Origin of the sequence: Bradyrhizobium sp. 132 (assembly GCF_023074185.1) — a bacterium.
In the GTDB taxonomy this organism is placed as follows: domain Bacteria; phylum Pseudomonadota; class Alphaproteobacteria; order Rhizobiales; family Xanthobacteraceae; genus Bradyrhizobium.
Window position 1 is genome coordinate 61,951 of sequence record NZ_JADPKY010000131.1, and the last position, 14,013, is coordinate 75,963.

The window sequence follows — 14,013 nt, forward strand, 5'->3', positions numbered from 1 at the left end:
CGACGCTCAGGCACGGATGAACGACTTCGCGCGATCCATCGGCGCCGCATTCACGCTGATCGGCGAGGCCGACGCAGAGCTTCTGGGCATCGTCGGACTGTCGGTGCGCGTCAGCCTGACCGCCAGCATCGTCGCGCTTCTGATCGGGGCGCCGTTCGGGGCCCTGCTTGCGATCACCCGGTTCCGCGGGCGGCAGGTCATCATCGTCCTGACCAATGCGCTGCTTGGTCTTCCGCCGGTCGTGGTCGGGCTCGCGCTCTATCTTCTGCTGTCGCGCTCCGGCCCGCTCGGGGCGGCCGGCCTGTTGTTCACGCCGGCGGCGATGGTGATCGCGCAGGCGCTGCTCGCAACACCGATCGTCGTCGCACTGGTGCACCGGCCGGCGAGCCTGCTGTGGGCGGAGTATGGCGACCTGGCGCGAATCGACGGGCTGTCGGTGCTGCGCAGCATCGGCTTGCTGTTCGCGCTGGGCCGGACCTCGCTGCTGACGGCCTTTCTCGCAGCCTTCGGGCGCGCGATCGCCGAGGTCGGCGCCATCATCATCGTCGGCGGCAACATCCGCGGCTTCACACGCACGATGACGACAGCGATCGCGCTGGAGACCAGCAAGGGCGACCTGTCGCTGGCGCTCGGGCTCGGGCTGATCCTGCTCGCGCTCAGCGTCGCAGTATCAACCGTCGCCTTCCTGCTAGTGGGACGCGTTGGGGAAAAATAGCTGTTCGCCGCCGACCTTGTAGCCGGCGATGGCCTCCTGCCCCCCAGGAGAGATCAGCCAGTCGATGAAGGCTTGCCCGTCCTGCGCCTTCACGTTCGAATGCTTTGCCGGATTCACCAGCATGACGCCGTACTGGTTGAACAGCCGCTTGTCGCCTTCGGTCAGGACAGCAAGCTCGCCGCGGTTCTTGAATGACAACCAGGTGCCGCGGTCAGACAGGAGATAGGCATTCGAGGACGACGCCATGTTCAGGGCCGGCCCCATGCCCTGGCCGATCTCGCGATACCAGCCGTCCTTGCCGGCACCGAGGTCGACGCCCGCTTCCTTCCATAGCCGCAGCTCGGCCGCGTGCGTGCCGGACTTGTCGCCGCGCGAGATGAACGGCGCCTTCGCGGCCGCGATCTTGCGCAGCGCCTCGGCCACGTCCTTGCCGCCGGCGATCTTCGCGGGATCGCTCTTCGGCCCGACAATGACGAAGTCGTTGTACATGACATCGAAGCGCTTCACGCCGTGCCCTTCGGACATGAACTTGTCTTCAGCAGGCCTGTCATGGACGAACACGACGTCTGCATCGCCGCGCCGCCCGATGTCGAGCGCCTGGCCCGTGCCGACGGCAACCACTTTCACATCGATGCCGCCGGCCTTCGAGAACAGCGGCAGCAAATAGCCGAACAGCCCCGACTGTTCCGTTGACGTCGTCGAGGCCACAGTGATGGTGCCGTCCTGCGCGAATGCGATCGTGGACCAGAGCAGAACCGCTCCGAAGGTCATTACCCTCTTCATGCTTCGTCCTTACACCAGAAGCCGGATGTTCCAAACTCTACCTCGATAAGGGCCGTGCAGGGGAACATCGACATTTCGTCAACGCGCGTTGGTGCGATTCTCGCGGCGCTGCCAATTGGGAACGTCCGCCCCGCGCGCAGGTTGTCCGGAGGTGAACCCAGGAGGAAACCAGATGAAGAAGTTCATTTTGGCATCTGCGTGCATCATGGCGCTGGCGACCGGCGGCGCCTTTGCGCAAACACAACCCGCCCCAAGCGCATCCGGCAAGGGCGACGTCGGCCCCTCGTCGCGGGGCCCCGCGACCAAGGGCATGACGACCGGCGCGTCGTCGAACATGCAGAACGAGGCCAGCGACAGCAAGGGCAAGCAGACCCCTTCGGCCGGCGGCAGCAACACCAATAACATGGGCAGCCAGGCCGGCGGCGGCGCGGGCTCCGGAAAATAGGCCGGCATCGATCGGAAATCTGGAGAGGGGCGATCGTCCCCTCTCCAAAAGTTTTCGTGCAGCCAAAGCTTGTCGTCGCCGATGGTATGCGCGAAGGTCACGGTGCGGGCGGGGCTGCACTGAGGTTACAGTCACGCGGGCGAAATCACCGCCTGCGCGCGATGGGTGTGGATGTTCTGCAATTGGTCCCACTTACATTGACATCAGTGTGATGGCCGGGGCATTTTTTTACATTGCTGGCGAATCAGCGATTGCCTCACGCCGAGTACCTCTTGGACAACTCCCAGTGCTTTCGAGACTGATATCGTTGCTGCGCCGCATCCCCGCGGTGAAATGGGCGTTCACGAAGCTTCGGCCGTTGCCTCACGGCGGCAGCATCGACGTCGCGCCTGATAGCGCAGACGCTTCGCCCGCCCTTGTTGCCGAAATTGCAGAAGCCGCTCCGCCTCTTGAGACCAGCATCAGCGCGGAACCGTCGCGCTGCGACGCCGCGGTCGCGGCTCCGGCCATCGAAGACGACACTGCTATCTCTGTCATCGCGGATAGCCCGTCGGCAGCGGCAACCGATGTCGGCGGCAGCGACGATTCATCGCGGGAGACGCCGACGCAGGTCGAGCCGATCGTCGGGCAAGAGGCTTCTCTCTCGCCGGTCGAGATCGAGAGCGAGCCGGTTGATGCGGCTGACCTCATCAGCAACGATCCGCTCACGGAAATCTCGACGGACGTCGACTTCGTCATCGCGGAGGAGGCTCCGGTCTCGTCTGTCGACGCCGCGATGGAGATCGCACCGGTCCCCGCAAGCGATCCGGCTCCGGCTGCAGCGATCGCCGCGGACAAGTTTGCCGTCTCCACACCGAGCGTCGTCGCGGACGTCGCGCCGGAGATGGCCCTCGAGGCTCCCGCTCTGGAGATCGCCAGCGCGCCGAAGGCTCGTGCAAAAATCGCAGAACCCGCCGACCGCGCCGCGCTGATCCGGCAGCGCTGGGCGGAGACCGGGATCAGGATGTGGAATCCGCGGCTTCACGGCGCCGGCGATGCCACGCTGAACATCCAGGGGAGCGTCGGGCTATTGCCGCCCGCGCCCGGCGAGACGATGCCGCGCTACGACAAGCTGGAATTCAGGATGCTCGGCGGACAGATCGCCTGCGAGGGCGTGATTGTCGAAGCACCCGCGCATGCAAGCCAGCGCAGTTTTACGCGGCTCGCCGAGCCCGGGAAACCCGACCGGGTCCGCGAACCGATGCGGGAACGCCGGGCGGCTCTCGCCTGACCCTTACCTCTCTGCGACGACGCGCCCATACGCTAGGCTGACGCCCCCGAATATGGGAGATCGCATGCCCGCAAAATCATTACGACTGGTCGTGATCGCGGCCCTCTGCATCTCGCAGGGAGCCTTTGCCGCGTCCGGTAAACGGCCGCAGCATGCGTCCTCTACAGCGCCCGCCACCGATCCGGCCGCACCTTACAAGGCCGACCGGCTCTCTTCCTCGCGCGGAGAGACGATCCTCAACACGCCCGGCCAGACCACCGTGCTGACGCGTCAGGTCCTCGACGACAAGAACGCGACGAGCCTCAAGGACGCCATGCGCTCGACCGCCGGCGTGACGGTCGGGCGTTAGGCTTCTTCGCGCTCAGGGGATCGGATAGCCCTTCCAGACCCACTCCAGCGCCGACGGAAGCGTCTGCGCGATCGTCGGACGGTCGACGTGCTTGGCGTTGCGCACGAACAGGAACTGATAATGATAGCCCTTCTCCGCCAGCACCTTGGCCGTCAGCGCGTTGGACAGGGTCCAGTCGTGCATGCCGTCGGGAATGGTGGGGTTCGGATAGAACAGGTCCTGATCACCGCCGAAGAACCAGAAGCGGATCGGCTTGGTCGGTGCGGCGACGATCAGCGGTGCGCCAGGCGGCTCAGCCGGCGTGAGTACGCCGGCCTTCGAGATGAGGTTGGGTGTGGCCGGCCCCGTCCATGCGCTGTGATATTCCCAGGCGCCGCCGCGCAGCGACGGATCATACGGCCATTGCTGGTTGACCATGGTCGGCGAGAAGGCCAGCACGCGGTGATAGAGCTCGGGATAGAACCACGCCATGGTGAAGGCTGCCACGCCGCTCGAACTCAGCCCCATGGTCGCACGCCCATCGGGATTTTTGGTCAGCCTGACGTCGGCCTTCTTTTCGACCAGCGGCAGCACTTCACGCTCGACGAACTGCGCGTAGGCACCTGACACCGCGTCATATTCGCGGCCGCGCTGGCTGCCCTGTGCGTCCTGCCCGCCATTGCCGACCTGGATCGCGATCATCGGCGGCACGCGGCGCTGCGCGATCAGATTGTCGAGCGTGGTGCCGAGATCCTTGTAGGCGTTGGAGCCGCCGTCGCCGACCACGATGAACGGCGCCTCGGTGCCGTGCACATATTGCGCCGGCACATAGACGTCGATGGTACGCGACCAGATACCTGGGTGGCTGGTGGTGACGATCATGTGCGACTTATCACCAGGCGCCGTGACGGTCGTCATGATCGAGGAATTGGTGCAGCCGGCGGCGTCGTCGCGGATCAGGCCGGGATTGTAGATCGTGCTCTCCTTCGACGACAGCGTGAAGGATTTTGTGGTGCCGCGCGGCACGCCCTCCTTTGCGATCGTCTCCGGCGCTGGATTGTGGGTGGGACCGATGATGAAATTGCCCTCAGCCCCCGGTGGCGGCAGCGTTCCGTCAGGCAGCTCGGTCGCGCGCGGGTAGCGGGCATTGGAGGGATCACGCGTCGGAGGCGTCGTCTTGAAGTCGAGACCTGTCGTATCAATGAAGAACGGGGCCGCCTTGTCGGTGCTGTTGGCCCTAGGCGGCACAGCCATGTTCTGGGTGACGCAGGCCGGCTGCGAGACGGCAATCGAAGTGAAGGAGACGAGGGAAATCAGCGTCCCCGCAAGGACGGACAACGAATTGGTCATTTCAGCTCCCGGTGCCGACGAGTCTTGGCTCGTCTTGACGCAAAGTATGGCGAGCCGCCTGCGCGCGGTCAAATGCCACTTGGCCGCGTTGCAGCAAATGCCGCCATGCGCAAACCGGCCAGGCACCATTATTCCGCGCATGCCACGAAATTTTCCGGACACGTGGCCGTTGCTGCCGCATCTCGCACGACGTAGCTTGCCGGCCGGCCGCGCCGCGCGACGGCCGCGCCCCATCAAAACGACAAGACCACTCTGCAAGAACACTCTGGGAGACAAACGATGAAGCAGCTCACGGCCGTGCTCTGCGCGCTGGCGTTCCTCGCAACCGGCGCGCAGGCGCAGACCGTCAAGGATTTCATTGCCGCGGTCACCAAGAAATGGACCACGCCGTTCGAGCCATTCCAGCTCATCGGCAATATCTACTATGTCGGCACCGATGGTATCGCCGTCTACGTCATCAAGACCTCGCAGGGCCTGATCCTGATGGATACGGCGCTGCCGCAGTCGACCGGCATGATCAAGGACAATATTGCGAAGCTCGGTCTCAAGGTCTCTGACATCAAGATCATTCTCAACACACACGCGCATTTCGACCACACCGGCGGCTTCGCCGAGATCAAGAAGGAGACCGGCGCCCAGCTCATCGCCGGCGAACGCGACAAGCCGCTGCTCGAAGGCGGCTACTATCCCGGCGACGAGAAGAACGAGGACCTCGCCTTCCCCGCGGTCAAGGTCGACCGCGCCGTGAAGGAAGGCGACAAGGTCACGCTCGGCGACACCACGCTGACTGCGCATTCAACCCCTGGCCACTCGCCCGGCTGTACGAGCTGGGAGATGACCGTCAAGGACGGCAGTCAGGATCGCGAGGTGCTGTTTTTCTGCAGCGGCACGGTGGCTCTCAACAGGCTGGTCGGCCAGCCGACCCATGCCGGCATTGTCGACGACTACCGCGCGACCTTCGCCAAGGTGAAGGCGATGAAGATCGACGTGCTGCTCGGGCCGCATCCCGAGGTCTATGGCATGCAGGCCAAGCGCGCGGAGATGAAGGACGGCGCACCGAACCCGTTCGTCAAGGCGGGCGAACTCGCAACCTACGCAACCAGCCTGTCGGAAGATTTCGACAAGCAGCTTGCAAAGCAGACGGCGGCGCTCGAGAAGAAATAGCGACTGTCTTGCGCTATCTTCACCTCTCCTTCTCTGGGGGACAGGTGAAGCCGGCATGTCAGCCCGCACCGTTGTCGGTGCAACAATGCATTGCGCTGGCGCCGCCGAGGGCGTCGAGACTCGCGCTCAGCTCGACAGCCTGCGCCGGCTGGGATGCGACTTCATCCAGGGCTACTACTTCGCAAAGCCCATGCCTGCCGACGTAATCGACGATTATCTCACAAAGGAACGCCGGCGCCTTGGCGGCGCCGGAGCCAAGGTCGTGGCCTGAGTCCCAGCTACTTCGCCAAGCTCGGCAGATCGAGACCCTTGTCGCGGGCGCATTCGATCGCAGTGTCGTAGCCCGCGTCGGCATGGCGCATGACGCCGCTGGCAGGATCGTTCCAGAGCACGCGCGCGATCCGCTTCGCCGCTTCCGGCGTGCCGTCGGCGACGATCACCATGCCGGCATGCTGGGAATAGCCGATGCCGACGCCGCCGCCATGGTGCAGCGAGACCCAGGTCGCGCCGCTGGCGCAATTGAGCAGCGCGTTGAGCAAGGGCCAGTCGGACACGGCGTCCGATCCGTCCTTCATCGCCTCGGTTTCACGGTTGGGGCTCGCCACCGAGCCGCTGTCGAGATGATCGCGGCCGATCACGATGGGGGCCTTCAATTCGCCGCGCGCCACCATCTCGTTGAAGGCGAGGCCCAGGCGATCGCGATCGCCGAGGCCGACCCAGCAGATCCGCGCCGGCAGGCCCTGGAACTTGATGCGCTCCTTGGCCATGTCGAGCCAATTGTGCAGATGCTTGTCGTCAGGCATCAGCTCCTTCACCTTGGCGTCGGTCTTGAAGATATCTTCAGGATCGCCCGACAGCGCGGCCCAGCGGAACGGCCCGACGCCGCGGCAGAACAAGGGACGGATATAGGCGGGAACGAAGCCCGGAAAATCGAAGGCATTCTTCAGGCCCATGTCCTGCGCCATCTGGCGGATGTTGTTGCCGTAGTCGAGCGTCGGAATGCCTTGCGCATGGAAATCCAGCATGGCCTGGACGTGCTCGACCATCGAGGTTTTCGAGGCGCGCTCCACGGTCTTGGGATCGGCGGCGCGCTTGGTCTCCCATTCGGCGAGCGTCCAGCCCTTCGGCAAATAGCCGTTGATCGGATCGTGCGCGCTGGTCTGGTCGGTGACGATGTCGGGCCTGACGCCGCGGCGGACCAGCTCGGGAAAAATCTCCGCGGCATTGCCGAGCAGGCCGACCGAGACCGCCTTCTTCGTCGTCGCCGCCTCCGCCATGATCGCAAGCGCCTCGTCGAGCGTCGCGGCCTGGCGATCGAGATAACCGGTGCGCAGCCGCATCTCGATGCGGCTCGGCTGGCATTCGACCGCCAGCATCGAAGCCCCGGCCATGGTTGCAGCCAGCGGTTGCGCGCCGCCCATGCCACCGAGACCGGCTGTGAGAATCCATTTGCCGGCGAGGCTGCCGCCATAATGGCGGCGTCCGACCTCAACGAAAGTTTCGTAAGTGCCCTGCACGATGCCCTGGCTGCCGATATAGATCCACGAGCCGGCCGTCATCTGGCCGTACATCATCAGGCCCTTGCGATCGAGCTCATTGAAATGGTCGAGCGTCGCCCAGTGCGGCACGATGTTGGAGTTCGCGATCAGGACACGCGGCGCGTCGGCATGGGTGCGGAACACGCCGACCGGCTTGCCGGACTGGACCAGCAGCGTCTCATCGGCTTCGAGCTTGCGCAAGGCCGCCGTGATCCGGTCAAAGCTCTCCCAGTCACGCGCGGCGCGGCCGATGCCGCCATAGACGACGAGCTCGCTCGGACGTTCTGCAACGTCGGGATCGAGATTGTTCATGAGCATGCGCAAGGGCGCTTCCGTCAACCAGCTCTTCGCGCTGATTTCGCTGCCGCGGGGCGCGCGGATAGTGCGGTCATTGTCCAGTCGGCGGTTCATGCGGAACACCTCGTCAAGCAAGTGTCGGAAACGGGTCAGTTGAAAGCGCGGCGAGCGCCGCCGCGGGCAGCGCGTCGGCTTCGACCAGCGCTGCAGCCTTGGCGAGATCGCCGGCCATGTAGCGATCGGCACCGAGCGCCGGCACCTGCTCGCGCAGTGCGGCGATCGCGGCAACGAGCGGCGCGCTCGTCGCATGCGGCGCGCGCAGCGCGATACCTTGGGCCGCGACCAAGAGCTCGATGCCGAGAATCGCGGCAAGATTGTCGGCCATGTCCGACAGGCGTCGTGCAGCATGCGCGGCCATCGAGACGTGGTCTTCCTGGTTGGCACTGGTCGGCGTCGAATCGATCGAGCAGGCGGCCGCGCGCTGCTTGTTCTCGGCATAAAGCGCGGCCGCCGTCACCTCGGCGATCATGAAGCCGGAATTGATACCGGGATCTGGAGTCAGGAACGGCGGCAGGCCGAAATTGAGCGCGGGATCGACCAGCGTCGCGATGCGCCGCTCGCTGATCGCGCCGATCTCCGACAGCGCCAGCGCGATGGTGTCCGCCGCAAAGGCGACCGGCTCGGCGTGGAAATTGCCGCCGGAGACGATCTCGCCGGTCTCGACCAGTACGAGCGGATTGTCGGTGACGGCATTGGCCTCGACGATCAACGTGCGCGCGGCCTGCATGATCAGGTCGAGCGCCGCGCCCGCGACCTGTGGCTGGCAGCGCAGGCAATAGGGATCCTGCACGCGCTCGTCGCCTTCGAGATGCGACAGGCGGATGTCGCTGCCGTCGAGCAGCGCCATCAAGGTTGCCGCAGCCGCGATCTGTCCGGAATGGCCGCGCAGCGCCTGAATTTCGGGACGGAACGGTGCCGTGGAGGCCATCGCCGCATCGACGGACAGCGCGCCGGTCACGAGCGCAGCGCGGGCCAAGCCAAATGCACGGAGCACACCGGAAATGGCGTATGCGGTCGAGAATTGCGTGCCGTTGATCAGCGCGAGCCCCTCCTTGGGACCGAGCGTCAGCGGCGTGATGCCGGCCGCGGCGAGCGCCTCACTGCCGGACACGGTCTTGCCTTCGATGACCGCCTGCCCTTCACCTATCATCACAGCCGTCATATGCGCGAGCGGCGCGAGATCGCCGGAGGCGCCGACCGAACCTTGCTGCGGCACCAGTGGATAAACACGCTGCGCCAGCATGGCCTGCAACTGCTCGATCACCTCGCGGCGCACGCCCGACGCACCACGCCCGAGCGAGATGATCTTCAGCGCCATCATCAGTCGGACGATCGGCTCCGGAGTCGCGGGGCCGACGCCGCAGCAATGCGAGACGATGAGGTTGCGCTGGAGCAGCGCGGTCTGGTCGGGCGGAATCCGCTTCGACGCCAGCTTTCCGAAGCCGGTATTGATGCCGTAGACGGGCGTCGCGGCCTGAGCGGCCTTCGCGACGATCTCCGCCGCGGCCTCTACGCGCGGCCAGAACGCGGCATCGAGCACGACTGACGCGCCTGCAAGCACGCGCGCGAGATCGTCGAGACTGACCGTTCCCGGCTTGACGACGATCGCTGCGTGCGACTCCGTCACTGGCCCCTCCAAACTCGCCGGTGTAGCGGATTGAAGCCGATGCGATAGACGAGCTCGGCCGGACGTTCGATGTCCCAGATCGCGAGGTCGCACCATTTGCCGGCTTCGAGCGTGCCGGTTTCGTTCAGCACGCCGAGCGCGCGCGCGCCTTCACGGGTGACACCGGCCAGGCATTCGGCCACGTTCATCCGGAACAGCGTCGCACCCATGTTCATGGCGAGCAGGAGCGAAGTCAGCGGCGAGCTGCCCGGATTGCAGTCGGTCGCCAGCGCCATGGGAACGCCGTGCATGCGGAATGCCTCGACCGGCGGTTTTTGCGTCTCGCGGATGAAGTAGAAGGCGCCGGGCAGCAGCACGGCCACCGTTCCAGCCTTCGCCAGCGCCGCTGCACCGGCTTCATCGGTGTGCTCGAGGTGATCGGCCGACAACGCCGAGAATTTCGCGGCAAGCGTAGCGCCGCCGAGGTTCGAGAGCTGGTCGGCATGCAGCTTGACCGGCAGTCCCAGCCGCCTCGCCGTCTCGAACACCCGCTCCGTCTGCTCACCGGAAAATGCGATACCTTCCATGAAGGCATCGACGGCATCGGCGAGGCCTGCCTTTGCTATCGCCGGCAACATCTCCTTGCAGACGAGATCGATGTAGCGATCCTTGTCGCCATCGGCCTCTGGCGGCAGCGCATGCGCGCCGAGAAACGACGTGCGGATCGTAACCGGCCGCTGGCGGCCGAGGCTGCGCGCGGCGGCAAGCTGCCGCATCTCGGTCTCGATGTCCAAGCCGTAGCCGGACTTGATCTCGACGGTGGTGGCGCCCTCGCCGATCAGCGCATCGAGCCGCGGCAGCGCGTGTGCTGCGAGCTCGGCCTCGCTCGCCTTGCGTGTCGCGGCCACCGTCGAGACGATGCCGCCGCCGGCGCGCGCAATCTCCTCATAGCTCGCGCCCTTCAGGCGCAGCTCGAATTCATGGGCGCGGTTGCCGCCATAGACCAGATGGGTGTGGCAATCGACGAGGCCGGGCGTGATCCAGCGCCCTTCGCAATCGATCCGGTCGGCGGCCTCGGCATCCGCCGGAAAATCGGTCCGCGCACCTGCGTAGACGATACGGCCGTCGCGCGCGGCGATCACGCCGTGCTCGATCTCACCGAGATTGGGACGATCGGCCCGCATCGTGGCGAGCCGGGCGTTATGCCAGATCCGGTCGAAGCGCTCTGCCATGCAACTGTCCCTTCGCGTGGGATGCTTGACTTATATGTCTAGACATATAATCGTGGGGCGGTTCTGTCCAGCCGGCATGGAAACATGACACGCCTGCATTTCGCCTCCGCGCTCCTGCCCTCGGGCTGGGCAAATGACGTGCAGGTGGTGATCACCGCCGGCGCGATCGGCGAGGTGACGCCGGACGTCGCGCCGACCGCCGGCGACGAACGCCACGGCATTGCACTTCCTGGACTTGCGAGCCTGCACAGCCACGCGTTCCAGCGCGGCATGGCGGGACTTGCAGAAATGCGCGGCGACAGTACCGACACCTTCTGGACCTGGCGCGAGACGATGTACCGCTTCGCGCTGGCGATGACGCCGGATGACGTCGCCGCCGTCGCGACGCTGCTTTATGTCGAGATGCTGGAGCAGGGTTTTACCCGCGTCGGCGAATTCCATTATCTGCATCACGATCGCGACGGCTCGCGTTACGCCGACCCCGGCGAAATGGCCGCGCGCATTGCGCAGGCCGCCGAAGCCTCGGGCATTGCGCTGACGCTGCTACCGGGTTTTTACGCGCATGGTGGCTTCGGCGGCGCCGCGCCGCATGCCGGTCAGCGCCGCTTCATCTGTACGGTCGATCAGTTCGCTGATTTGACGAGCGCCTCGCGCAAGGCGATCGCAACATTGCCCGGCGCGAATATCGGCATCGCTCCGCACAGTTTGCGCGCGGTGACGCCGGACGAACTCGGCGCCATCATCCCGCTCGCGGACGGCGGCCCGGTGCACATTCATGCCGCCGAGCAGGTGAAGGAGGTCGAAGATTGCCTGGCCTGGTCCGGACGGCGTCCGGTGCAATGGCTGCTGGAGCACGCGCCCGTCGACCGACGCTGGTGCCTCATCCACGCGACCCACATGACGGATGAAGAAGTCACCGCATTCGCCAGGACCGGCTCGGTCGCCGGCCTCTGCCCTATCACCGAGGCGAGCCTCGGCGACGGCATCTTTCCGGCGCGCGAATTTCTCGATGCCGGCGGCGCCTTCGGTGTAGGCACCGATTCCAATGTGCTCGTCGGCGCCGCCGACGAGCTGCGCCAGCTCGAATACGGTCAGCGGCTCAAGCACCGCGAGCGGAACGTGCTCTCCGCTGGCGCAGGCCGCTCGACGGGACGCGCCCTGTTCGATCATGCGCTCGCCGGTGGTGCGCGGGCACTGGCGCAGACGTCAGTCGGCCTCACGCCAGGTGCACGCGCCGACATCGTCACGCTCGACACCACGCATCCCTCGCTGGCGGGGCGCGCGCGCGACGTCGCCATCGACGGCTGGATCTTTGCCGCGGGCAGCGGTGCAATCGACTGCGTCTGGGCCGGTGGCGACAAGGTCGTCGAGGGCGGCCGGCACAGACTGCGGCAGGTCGCACGCGACCACTTCAACGCGTCTGTGCGGAGGCTCGTGGCATGAGCCTCGCTACTGATACAGCGGAGCAGCCGTCGCTCTACAAACGGATCCGCGCCGATATCGAGAAGCGTATCCTGACCGGCGAGTGGCCGCCGGGGCATCGCATTCCGTTCGAGCACGAACTGGTCGCGCGTTACGGCTGCTCGCGCATGACCGTAAACAAGGCGCTGTCGGAGCTCGCGCAAGCCGACCTGATCGAGCGGCGGCGACGTGCCGGCTCCTTCGTCCGCCGGCCGCAACACCAATCTGCCGTGCTCAAGATCGCCGACATTCGCGCCGAAATCACCGCGCTCGGCCGCGGCTACGGCTATGAGCTGATCGGCCGCAAGCTCCGCGCCGCGACTGCTGCCGACCGCGAGCGTCTTGGTGTCAAGAAGGCCGGCAAGGTGGTTGCGATCACCTGCCGGCACAGCGCCGACAACGTGCCCTTTGCGGTCGAGGACAGGTTGATCGATCTTGCGTCGGTGCCGGATGCGGCGACCGCGGATTTCTCGCGCGAGCCGCCCGGCTCGTGGCTGCTTCACCATGTTCCATGGACAGAGGCCGAGCATACGATCAGCGCCATCGTTGCGGACGATCGCACGGCGGAAGCGCTCGACATCGCCCTCGGCGCGCCCTGCCTCGTGATCGACCGCTATACCTGGCGCAGCGCGCGCACGATCACCGCTGTGAGGCTGCTCTATCCCGGTGACTCTCACCGCCTTGTCGCCCGATTCAAGGGAGGCTGAGAGAGCGATGTCGGCACAAATCGTGCAACGCTTCGGGCAACGGTCCACAGGGGCCGACAGTGATCAACAGGACGTCAATCCATCGATCGGCAAGAGGACGACAATCATGCGTAGTTCGAAACTTTTCGCGACAATCATTGCGCTTACGGCCTCCACTCCCGTGCTCGCCGACGACATCAAGGTCGGCGTCGGCATCTCCGGATGGACCGGCTTCGCACCGCTGACGCTGGCGAAGGAAGCCGGCATCTTCAAGAAGAACGGCCTCGACGTCACCATCAAGAAGATTCCGCAGAAGGACCGCCATCTCGCGATCGCCTCCGGTGACGTCCAGTGCGCGGCGACCACCGTCGAGACCTGGATCTCCTGGAACGCCAACGGCGTCGCGACCAAGCAGATCTTCCAGCTCGACAAGAGCTTTGGTGCCGACGGCATGGCCGTGCGCAACGATCTCGCCGCGATCAAGGACCTGAAGGGCAAGACGGTTGCTGCTTCCGCGCCCGGCACCTCGCCCTATTTCGCGCTGGCCTGGATGCTCAAGAAGAACGGCTTGTCGGTGAAGGACGTCACCGTCGTGAACCTCGAGCCGGCCGCTGCCGCTCAAGCCTTCGTCTCCGGCCAGAACGACGCCGCGATGACCTACGAGCCGTATCTGTCGACAGTTCGTGCCGCGCCCGACAAGGGCAAGATCATCGCGACCACGCTCGACTACCCGATCGTCATGGACACGTTCGGCTGCACGCCGAAATTCCTCACCGAGAACCCGAAGGCGGCCAAGGCGCTCGCCGACAGCTATTTCGAGGCCCTCGACATGATCGCCAAGGATCAGGCCAAGGCCTACGAGATCATGGGCGCCGACGTGAAGCAGAGCGGCGAGGCGTTCGGCAACTCGGCAAAGTATCTGCGCTGGCAGGACAAGGCCGCGAACCAGAAATTCTTCGCCGGCGATTTCCTGACCTTCAACAAGGAGGCCGCCGACCTCTTGCTTGAGATCGGCATCATCAAGGCCGCGCCGAAGGTGGAGGACCTCTTCGACGCGAGCTACATCAAGTAAACCTCC

Annotated in this window: 13 protein-coding genes and 1 pseudogene; 9 read left to right on the forward strand and 5 right to left on the reverse strand. The window is 65.4% G+C overall.

The window, feature by feature from the left end; translation table 11 throughout:
- Window positions 1-16: 16 nt before the first annotated feature.
- Window positions 17-715 (forward strand): ABC transporter permease, encoded by a 699-nt coding sequence (locus IVA74_RS27735; RefSeq protein ID WP_247349664.1) that lies wholly within the window; start codon window positions 17-19, stop codon window positions 713-715.
- Here IVA74_RS27735 and IVA74_RS27740 read toward each other — a convergent pair.
- Window positions 689-1,498: an extracellular solute-binding protein gene (locus IVA74_RS27740; RefSeq protein ID WP_247349604.1), complete on the reverse strand. Its 810-nt coding sequence runs from the start codon at window positions 1,496-1,498 to the stop codon at window positions 689-691. The genes IVA74_RS27735 and IVA74_RS27740 overlap by 27 nt on opposite strands.
- A gap of 172 nt (window positions 1,499-1,670) precedes the next feature.
- On the opposite strand from IVA74_RS27740, the gene IVA74_RS27745 reads away from it, so the two are divergent.
- The 3 genes from IVA74_RS27745 to IVA74_RS27755 all read left to right on the forward strand — a co-directional run bounded on the left by IVA74_RS27745 (window position 1,671) and on the right by IVA74_RS27755 (window position 3,562).
- Window positions 1,671-1,943, forward strand: a complete 273-nt coding sequence (locus IVA74_RS27745; RefSeq protein ID WP_247349605.1) for a hypothetical protein — start codon at window positions 1,671-1,673, stop codon at window positions 1,941-1,943.
- A 286-nt stretch (window positions 1,944-2,229) separates the two neighbouring features.
- On the forward strand, window positions 2,230-3,213 hold the full coding sequence (locus IVA74_RS27750) for a hypothetical protein (RefSeq protein ID WP_247349606.1): 984 nt from the start codon (window positions 2,230-2,232) through the stop codon (window positions 3,211-3,213).
- A 64-nt stretch (window positions 3,214-3,277) separates the two neighbouring features.
- On the forward strand, window positions 3,278-3,562 hold the full coding sequence (locus IVA74_RS27755; RefSeq protein WP_247349607.1) for a TonB-dependent receptor plug domain-containing protein: 285 nt from the start codon (window positions 3,278-3,280) through the stop codon (window positions 3,560-3,562).
- A 12-nt stretch (window positions 3,563-3,574) separates the two neighbouring features.
- Here the strand turns inward: IVA74_RS27755 and IVA74_RS27760 are convergent, their stop codons facing one another.
- On the reverse strand, window positions 3,575-4,891 hold the full coding sequence (locus tag IVA74_RS27760) for an alpha/beta hydrolase-fold protein (protein WP_247349608.1): 1,317 nt from the start codon (window positions 4,889-4,891) through the stop codon (window positions 3,575-3,577).
- A gap of 279 nt (window positions 4,892-5,170) precedes the next feature.
- On the opposite strand from IVA74_RS27760, the gene blaBJP reads away from it, so the two are divergent.
- Together blaBJP and IVA74_RS27770 are read left to right on the forward strand one after the other, a co-directional pair.
- A complete protein-coding gene (blaBJP, locus tag IVA74_RS27765) occupies window positions 5,171-6,055 on the forward strand; it encodes a BJP family subclass B3 metallo-beta-lactamase (RefSeq protein WP_247349611.1) in 885 nt (294 codons plus the stop codon).
- 106 nt (window positions 6,056-6,161) lie between these two features.
- A pseudogene (locus IVA74_RS27770) lies at window positions 6,162-6,326 on the forward strand (EAL domain-containing protein); the annotation flags it as partial.
- A 7-nt stretch (window positions 6,327-6,333) separates the two neighbouring features.
- Here the strand turns inward: IVA74_RS27770 and hutU are convergent.
- Genes hutU through hutI form a run of 3 tightly spaced genes read right to left on the reverse strand, consistent with a single transcriptional unit; the run spans window position 6,334 to window position 10,788 of the window.
- Window positions 6,334-8,004, reverse strand: a complete 1,671-nt coding sequence (gene hutU, locus IVA74_RS27775; RefSeq protein WP_247349612.1) for a urocanate hydratase — start codon at window positions 8,002-8,004, stop codon at window positions 6,334-6,336.
- Between the two features lie 13 nt (window positions 8,005-8,017).
- Entirely contained in the window at window positions 8,018-9,577 is a 1,560-nt protein-coding gene (gene hutH, locus IVA74_RS27780; protein WP_247349614.1) for a histidine ammonia-lyase, read from the reverse strand.
- Window positions 9,574-10,788, reverse strand: coding sequence for an imidazolonepropionase (gene hutI / locus IVA74_RS27785; protein ID WP_247349615.1), 1,215 nt, complete (start codon window positions 10,786-10,788; stop codon window positions 9,574-9,576). The genes hutH and hutI overlap by 4 nt, the downstream gene beginning before the upstream one ends.
- Window positions 10,789-10,872: 84 nt before the next feature.
- Here hutI and IVA74_RS27790 point away from each other — a divergent pair, with 84 nt between their 5' ends.
- From IVA74_RS27790 to IVA74_RS27800, 3 genes are all read left to right on the forward strand, one after another.
- On the forward strand, window positions 10,873-12,231 hold the full coding sequence (locus tag IVA74_RS27790) for a formimidoylglutamate deiminase (RefSeq protein ID WP_247349617.1): 1,359 nt from the start codon (window positions 10,873-10,875) through the stop codon (window positions 12,229-12,231).
- Window positions 12,228-12,956, forward strand: coding sequence for a histidine utilization repressor (gene hutC / locus IVA74_RS27795; RefSeq protein ID WP_247349619.1), 729 nt, complete (start codon window positions 12,228-12,230; stop codon window positions 12,954-12,956). Before IVA74_RS27790 ends, hutC begins: the two co-directional genes overlap by 4 nt.
- Before the next feature lie 106 nt (window positions 12,957-13,062).
- On the forward strand, window positions 13,063-14,007 hold the full coding sequence (locus tag IVA74_RS27800) for an ABC transporter substrate-binding protein (RefSeq protein WP_247349620.1): 945 nt from the start codon (window positions 13,063-13,065) through the stop codon (window positions 14,005-14,007).
- Window positions 14,008-14,013: the final 6 nt, after the last annotated feature.

What these genes read in the sequence shown, in the direction of transcription:
- IVA74_RS27790 (WP_247349617.1), top strand. Translation starts at nt 10,873, where the DNA reads ATGACACGCCTGCATTTCGCCTCCGCGCTCCTGCCCTCGGGCTGGGCA.
- IVA74_RS27760 (WP_247349608.1), bottom strand. Translation starts at nt 4,891, where the DNA reads ATGACCAATTCGTTGTCCGTCCTTGCGGGGACGCTGATTTCCCTCGTC.
- IVA74_RS27740 (WP_247349604.1), bottom strand. Translation starts at nt 1,498, where the DNA reads ATGAAGAGGGTAATGACCTTCGGAGCGGTTCTGCTCTGGTCCACGATC.
- hutI (WP_247349615.1), bottom strand. Translation starts at nt 10,788, where the DNA reads ATGGCAGAGCGCTTCGACCGGATCTGGCATAACGCCCGGCTCGCCACG.
- IVA74_RS27800 (WP_247349620.1), top strand. Translation starts at nt 13,063, where the DNA reads ATGCGTAGTTCGAAACTTTTCGCGACAATCATTGCGCTTACGGCCTCC.
- IVA74_RS27755 (WP_247349607.1), top strand. Translation starts at nt 3,278, where the DNA reads ATGCCCGCAAAATCATTACGACTGGTCGTGATCGCGGCCCTCTGCATC.
- hutC (WP_247349619.1), top strand. Translation starts at nt 12,228, where the DNA reads ATGAGCCTCGCTACTGATACAGCGGAGCAGCCGTCGCTCTACAAACGG.
- hutU (WP_247349612.1), bottom strand. Translation starts at nt 8,004, where the DNA reads ATGAACCGCCGACTGGACAATGACCGCACTATCCGCGCGCCCCGCGGC.
- IVA74_RS27735 (WP_247349664.1), top strand. Translation starts at nt 17, where the DNA reads ATGAACGACTTCGCGCGATCCATCGGCGCCGCATTCACGCTGATCGGC.
- blaBJP (WP_247349611.1), top strand. Translation starts at nt 5,171, where the DNA reads ATGAAGCAGCTCACGGCCGTGCTCTGCGCGCTGGCGTTCCTCGCAACC.
- IVA74_RS27745 (WP_247349605.1), top strand. Translation starts at nt 1,671, where the DNA reads ATGAAGAAGTTCATTTTGGCATCTGCGTGCATCATGGCGCTGGCGACC.